The 7,162-nt window shown below is 33.6% G+C and carries 7 protein-coding genes; 2 read left to right on the top strand and 5 right to left on the bottom strand.

Translation table 11 applies throughout. The features are described from left to right. A partial coding sequence (locus DIU01_RS00260; RefSeq protein WP_290831262.1) for a hypothetical protein occupies nucleotides 1–489 on the top strand: 489 nt, incomplete at its 5' end. Between the two features lie 173 nt (nucleotides 490–662). Here DIU01_RS00260 and DIU01_RS00255 read toward each other — a convergent pair. The 3 genes from DIU01_RS00255 to rpmH form a co-directional block, all read right to left on the bottom strand. Next, entirely contained in the window at nucleotides 663–1,058 is a 396-nt protein-coding gene (locus DIU01_RS00255; protein WP_290831261.1) for a hypothetical protein, read from the bottom strand. Between the two features lie 178 nt (nucleotides 1,059–1,236). Continuing rightward, nucleotides 1,237–4,089, bottom strand: a complete 2,853-nt coding sequence (carB, locus tag DIU01_RS00250) for a carbamoyl-phosphate synthase large subunit (RefSeq protein WP_290831260.1) — start codon at nucleotides 4,087–4,089, stop codon at nucleotides 1,237–1,239. A gap of 258 nt (nucleotides 4,090–4,347) precedes the next feature. Next, nucleotides 4,348–4,509: a 50S ribosomal protein L34 gene (rpmH, locus tag DIU01_RS00245; RefSeq protein WP_008464848.1), complete on the bottom strand. Its 162-nt coding sequence runs from the start codon at nucleotides 4,507–4,509 to the stop codon at nucleotides 4,348–4,350. 153 nt (nucleotides 4,510–4,662) lie between these two features. On the opposite strand from rpmH, the gene DIU01_RS00240 reads away from it, so the two are divergent. Further along, entirely contained in the window at nucleotides 4,663–5,178 is a 516-nt protein-coding gene (locus tag DIU01_RS00240) for a DUF2892 domain-containing protein (RefSeq protein WP_290831259.1), read from the top strand. A 118-nt stretch (nucleotides 5,179–5,296) separates the two neighbouring features. Here the strand turns inward: DIU01_RS00240 and DIU01_RS00235 are convergent, their stop codons facing one another. After that, nucleotides 5,297–6,190: a lytic transglycosylase domain-containing protein gene (locus DIU01_RS00235; protein ID WP_290831258.1), complete on the bottom strand. Its 894-nt coding sequence runs from the start codon at nucleotides 6,188–6,190 to the stop codon at nucleotides 5,297–5,299. Between the two features lie 62 nt (nucleotides 6,191–6,252). Then, nucleotides 6,253–6,918: an alpha/beta hydrolase gene (locus DIU01_RS00230; protein ID WP_290831257.1), complete on the bottom strand. Its 666-nt coding sequence runs from the start codon at nucleotides 6,916–6,918 to the stop codon at nucleotides 6,253–6,255. Nucleotides 6,919–7,162: the final 244 nt, after the last annotated feature.

Here is a 7,162-nt window from a genome sequence, read left to right as displayed (position 1 = left end):
GTATATTTAGACATTGAAGAAATTTTAAGTTATTTCAATATAACATTTCAAATTTCTTACCATTACAATCCAGGCGATGATGATAGTCTGTGGGTCGGTTATGTTCTTGAAAATAAAAAGCTAGACTATTGCAATTTTCCAGATCTTGAGGATTTTGTCAATCCTATTATAAATCTCAGAGGCTATCGTAGCTTTCATAACCTAAAAGAAGAATTTGAATCTGACAGATCGACATATGAAAATAAGATACCTACTATTTTAGAAACTGTAAAAACGGAGTTTAAAAAAAATTACGTTTTAAAGAAAGAAATGGACTATGAATACAAACTTACACCTATTTTAAGACAAGAAATAATACATTCTATATGTATGGATGGATGGGATAAAACAATAAATTCATTGGAAAAAATTTTTGATAAATTTACTCAAAAAGCAAAACAAACTAGTTTTCCAATAAAATACAGTCTATCAATGACAGGTAATAAATAAGAAATGACTTTATTTTGTTAAATAACCGCACGCTAGCGCGAGCTTCTAGCTCGTGCACGCAAAAAAATAAAACTTAAAATTACAATTTTAGAATAAATATTAATTAGATAGTGGACACGAGCTTGAAGCTCGTGCTAGCCTTTAGAAACGTCCTAACGCTTAATCAAAACCACCTACAAATAAAAAGTCTCATTCTTAACACTTATCCCTTTTTCTTCTAGAACAGAAAAAAGATACAAGCTGTGGTTGGGTTCGTATTTTTCTGTACCGCTTTGGTACCATTTGGATAAAACATTTAACTGAAAAGGTGTGTAATCGTTAGTGTCAATATTCAAACCTAATAATCCTGCTAAAAGAAAATCTTCAAGAACTTCTTTAGTGATTACTCGTTTTGGGATTCCACTTGATAAGCTTCCGTTCCAACTTTCATAATCCAATCTTCCAGCATTAAATCCTGTTGAAAATGCTTCGTTTGTACTATCTATATCAACTTGAGAATTGGGATTCATACCCACAAAATAGCCCTCAAAATAGTCTTGTCTGTAAATAGGATTGAAAATTTTATTCATAACCAACAGTTACTTGTTTGTAATTATGAATCAAATTTAGAAAGATTACTCTTACCTAACTCTAAAAATCGTTGAAAGGAAAATATAGTCTTTAAACCACACCGGCTATGTATTTAGTCGATAAAATTGAAGTTTAATTCCCATAAAAAAATCCCGATGTTACTCGGGATTCTTACTTTTATTTACTCAAATACATTTTTCGTCTACTGTATAATTCGTAGAACTGATCGTCTTTTAAATCATCAATAAACAAAATACTTTCTCCGGTAGATTTCATTTCTGGTCCGAGTGCTTTGTTTACGTTTTTAAATTTACTGAAAGAGAAAACCGGTTGCTTAATAGCATAACCTTTGAATTGCGGATTAAAAGTGAAATCGGTTACTTTATTGTGTCCTAACATAACCTTAGTTGCATAATTCACATAAGGTTCGCCATAAGCTTTCGCAATAAACGGAACCGTTCTCGATGCTCTTGGATTGGCTTCGATGATGTAAACCGTATCGTCTTTTATAGCAAATTGGATATTAATCAAACCAACCGTTTGTAAAGCCAAAGCGATTTTCTTAGTATGATCTTTTATTTGTTGCATCACAAACTCACCCAAATTAAATGGTGGCAAAGTAGCATTAGAATCACCTGAGTGAATTCCGCAAGGCTCGATGTGTTCCATAATTCCGATGATATACACATTTTCTCCATCGCAAATGGCATCTGCTTCTGCTTCTATTGCTCCATCCAAATAATGGTCAAGTAATAATTTATTTCCTGGAATCGATTTTAATAAATCAATTACATGTTCTTCTAATTCTTGCTTGTTGATTACGATTTTCATTCCTTGTCCACCCAAAACATAAGAAGGACGAACTAACAATGGGAAATCTAAACTATCAGCTAATTTAGAAGCTTCATCTGCACTTTCAGCAATTCCGAATTTTGGAAACGGAATATTTAATTCGGTTAATAATTCAGAAAAACGTCCTCTGTCTTCGGCTAAATCTAAAGCGTCAAATGAAGTTCCAAGAATTTTGATTCCGTATTTAGATAATTTTTCTGCTAGTTTTAAAGCCGTTTGTCCACCTAATTGTACGATTACGCCTTCTGGTTTTTCGTGGCGAATGATGTCGTAAATGTGTTCCCAAAAAACGGGTTCGAAATATAATTTATCTGCTGTATCAAAATCGGTTGAAACCGTTTCTGGATTACAGTTTATCATGATTGTTTCGTAACCACATTCCTTCGCAGCTAAAACTCCGTGAACACAAGAATAGTCAAATTCAATTCCTTGTCCGATTCTATTTGGACCAGAACCTAAAACTACCACTTTCTTTTTATCGGTTACGATGCTTTCGTTATGAACGTATCTTTCTCCATTAGCTGTTTGAATTTCAGCTTCGAAAGTTGAGTAATAATATGGCGTTTTTGCTTTAAATTCGGCAGCACAAGTGTCCACCAATTTATAAACACGCTTGATGTTCATGTCATCACGCAATTTATAAACCTGACTTTCTAAACAACCCAACATGTGTGCAATTTGGCGGTCTCCGTAACCTTTTTGCTTTGCTTCAAGTAATAATTCTTTTGGCAAAGTATCTATTTTATAGTTTGTGATTTCTCTTTCCAACAAATACAATTCTTCGTATTGTTTCAAGAACCACATATCGATTTTAGTAATTTCGTGGATTCTGCTTAACGGAATTCCCATTGCGATGGCATCGTAAATCACAAAAACTCTATCCCAACTTGCGTAAGTTAGTTTTTCAATAATTTGTTCGTAGTTTTTATAACCTTTTCCGTCTGCACCAAGTCCGTTTCGTTTAATTTCCAGCGATTGTGTTGCTTTGTGAAGCGCTTCTTGAAACGAACGACCAATTCCCATAACTTCTCCAACCGATTTCATTTGAAGTCCCAAAGTTCTATCGGCACCTTCAAATTTGTCGAAATTCCAACGTGGTATTTTTACGATAACATAATCTAAAGTTGGTTCGAATAACGCTGAAGTTGATTTGGTAATTTGGTTTTGAAGTTCATCTAAGTTGTAACCCAAAGCTAGTTTCGAAGCGATTTTTGCAATTGGATAACCAGTAGCTTTTGATGCTAAGGCAGAAGAACGAGAAACTCTCGGATTGATTTCGATAGCCACAATATCTTCTTTTTCATCTGGCGAAACAGCGAATTGCACGTTACAACCTCCAGCAAAATTTCCGATGGAACGCATCATCAGAATTGCCATATCACGCATCTTTTGGAACGTTGTATCTGATAAAGTCATCGCTGGCGCAACTGTAATTGAATCTCCGGTATGAATTCCCATTGGATCCATGTTTTCGATAGAACAGATGATTACTACGTTGTCGTTTTTATCACGTAAAAGTTCTAATTCGTATTCTTTCCAACCCAATAAAGCTTTGTCAATCAACACTTCGTGAATTGGTGACATTTCTAAACCATAAGTTAGTTTTTCGTCAAATTCTTCTTTGCTGTGTACAAACGCTGCTCCTGTTCCACCAAGTGTAAACGATGGACGAATTACTAATGGAAAACCAAATTCTTGGGCAATTTCTTTACCTTTTAAGAACGAAGTTGCTGTTTTTGCTGGCGCTGCAGGAATTCCGATTTTCTCTAATAATTGTTTGAATTGCTCACGGTCTTCAGTAATGTTAATCGCATTTACATCAACACCAATCATTTTTACATTAAAGTCTTCCCAAATTCCTTTTTCGTCGGCTTCTAAACACAGGTTTAAAGCTGTTTGTCCGCCCATTGTAGGAAGAACAGCATCAATTTGAGGATGTTCTTTTAGGATTTGGATGATTGATTTGGTTGTTAATGGTAATAAATACACATGATCGGCCATACTTGGGTCGGTCATGATGGTTGCTGGATTGGAATTGATAAGAATTACTTCAATTCCTTCTTCACGAATAGAACGCGCTGATTGTGAACCTGCGTAGTCAAATTCGCATGCTTGCCCAATAACGATTGGACCTGAACCAATAATTAAAACCGATTTGATTGAATTGTCTTTTGGCATTGTAGTTTGTTTGTTGTGTTGTTGTTATGAAACCTTTAGTTTATAAATTTAAAAAATAGTATAAATTTAAAACTGTACTTTACTGATAAGCTTAGCCCTGATAGCAGTGGAAATCCTTTTTAATTTTTCTTTAAAATTAAAAAGATTGCAACGAATAGCAGGAAATAGCTTCTAAAAATTATTAAATTTTATGAACAAGTTTAAAAAAAAGCCGCTACTAATAAAAGTAACGGCTAGATATTGATTAGAAACTAATCATTATTTTTTGTGTCTTGGTTCAGAAGATACAGTTAACTTATGTCTTCCTTTAGCTCTACGACGCGCAAGGACTTTTCTTCCATTTGCAGAAGCCATTCTGTCCATAAATCCGTGTTTATTTCTTCTTTTTCTTTTCGATGGTTGAAACGTTCTTTTGCTCATTGCTTTTTATCTTTAAAATCGTATAATAATCTTTTCTTGAGGTCTTTTTTAAACCGAGTGCAAATATACAATGATTTTTATTACTTGCAAGTAGTTTTTTAAAAATATTTTAATTTCTATTTATTATCTTTGCAACCTCAAAAATACAAAATTATGTTTAACAAAAATATCAAACTTGTTTTAACCGGATTAATCTTTATTGCTGCGATATGGCAGTTTACTGAAAGCAACATTGGAAATGGGATTTTCCTTATATTATTGTCTTTGATTCCGTTGTTTCTTTATTTCAAAAATGAATATATTTTAATGGCTTTCTTACAATTACGTAAGCAAAATTTTCCTGGAGCAAAAGCTTGGTTGGACAAAATTAAAAATCCAGAAACGGCTTTGGTGCGCAAACAACAAGGTTATTACAATTACTTAAACGGAATTATGTTGTCGCAAACCAACTTACTTCAAGCAGAAAAATACTTCAAAAAAGCAATTGAACTAGGTTTAAGCATGGATATGGATTTGGCTGTAGCAAAATTAAACTTAGCTGGTGTAGCGCTTTCTAGAAGAAGAAAACTAGAAGCAACCAACTTGATTGCCGAAGTTAAAAAACTAGACAAACAAGGTATGCTAAAAGACCAAATCAAGATGATGAAAGATCAGATGAAGAAGATTTAATTGTAGTTTCGGGTTTCGAGTTACGAGTTACGAGTTTCTTTAAATAGAAAAAAGTTCGCAAATGCGAACTTTTTTTATGGACAATATTTTCAACTCGAAACCCGAAACTCGAAACTTGCTAGTAACCTTGCGTTGGAATTTCTATTTGATATACTTTCTTCGTTGGATTGGCTAATTTTTTATCGCGCAACCATGGATTGTGTATTTTTAATATTTTGTAATTGATTCCTTGTGTTTTTGCAAATGTTGCTAAGTCGGTTATTGTACTATCAACAGTTACAACTTTGGTTGGAATGTTTGAATACAACTCATATTTGGCAATGTCAAATCCGTACAAAGATGGATTTTTCATGATTTCTTTTAATGCTAAGATTCTGAAAACATATCTAGACGTTTCATCGGTAAGCAACAAATCGTAATAATCATTTACTTTTTGCTCGTCGATTTTGTTGTTTACTCCAGTCATTCCACCATTATAAGATGCTGCTGCCAATGTCCACGAGCCAAATTTTTCTTTCGCTTTTAGCAAATATTTACAAGCAGCTTCGGTAGATTTTTGTAAATGGTAACGTTCGTCTACGGTTTCGCTAACTTCCATCCCTTTTTCTTTTGCAGTTTCTGGCATAAATTGCCAAACGCCTCTTGCTCCTGCTGATGAAACGGCGTTTACTAATGCGCTTTCAATTACGGCTAAATATTTAAAATCGTCTGGAACTCCGTATTGTTTTAATATTGGTTCAATAATCGGAAATGCACGATTGGCACGTTTAATAACTAAAATTGTTGACGAATGAAGATTGGCATTAACCAATAGTTCTCTATCGAATCGTTCTTTTACATCGGCAATTTGCAACGGAGCTTTTTCTCCGGCAAAATCAACTTCGGTTGGAAAATATTGCGTTGTTCCTTCTTTGAGCATTTTCTCTTTCTGATTGCCACTTATGGAGTAAATAAATAATCCGCTGGCGAATACTAAAAATAATGTAGCTCCAAATAGTTGTATCTTTTTCATCTTTCAATTCTTTTGTTGATATACAAAACTACAAAAACCATTCCGAAACTTGGGAAGAAAACCTATAGTTCTTGATCTAAAATGATTTTAGGCAAGTTTTGATTGAACCATTTATATCGATTTAAAATCATTAAATGAGTTCCGCCTTTTACATTTATAAATTTCTTGATGTTTTTTACCGGAAAAACCTCATCGGCATCACCTTGAATATGAATGACTTTGGCATCTACTTCTACTCTTTCCCAACAAACCATTTGTTCGATTGCCCAATCTAAATAGTCTTTTTCTCGCCTGTGCAAATACTGCTCGTACAGTTTTAACTTCTTTTTTAAAACATCACCAAAAGCAAATTTTGTAAGCAATTCAACGTCTTGCATCAAACCTGTTGGCAGTAATTTATAGGCTTTTGTGGTTTTGGCAAACTTTAATCTTCGCGGTAACTCGGCGTTGCATTTTACACTTGAAACGATAATTAATTTCTTCAAATTTAGAAACTGCGCCATTTCTTGAACTAAAACGCCTCCGAAAGAAACACCAACTAAAACGGCATTTTCGTGTTTTACCTTTTCGGCCATTCGCTTGGCATAACTTTGTAACGTTTCATTTTTATTGGGTAAAAACCATTCTAGCAGATGCATTTCAAAGGTATCTTTTGGCAATTCAATACGCTCAAAAATAGAAGGACTAGCTGCTAATCCTGGCATAAAATATACTGGAATTTTAGTCATAACTTTAACTTATTTTCGGTAGATTTATCCATAATTTATTCCGAAATTTGCATAAAATTAATTTATTTATCCCACTTATACATGAACTCAGAGTTAATTTTAGAAAAAATGGAAATTAAAGACAACACTTTTGCTCGACAATTTGAAACTTTAGTTGATGGAAAGCTGATTTCGGTTGAGTATTCTTTCCAAGAAAAGAAAATATTTCTAACTAGAATTAATGTTCCAGAAGGATTTACAGACA

It is taken from the genome of Flavobacterium sp., assembly GCF_003525665.1.
Classification (GTDB): Bacteria; Bacteroidota; Bacteroidia; order Flavobacteriales; family Flavobacteriaceae; genus Flavobacterium.
Note: the sequence above shows the minus strand (reverse complement) of the source record. Positions and strands in the feature narration are given on the sequence as shown.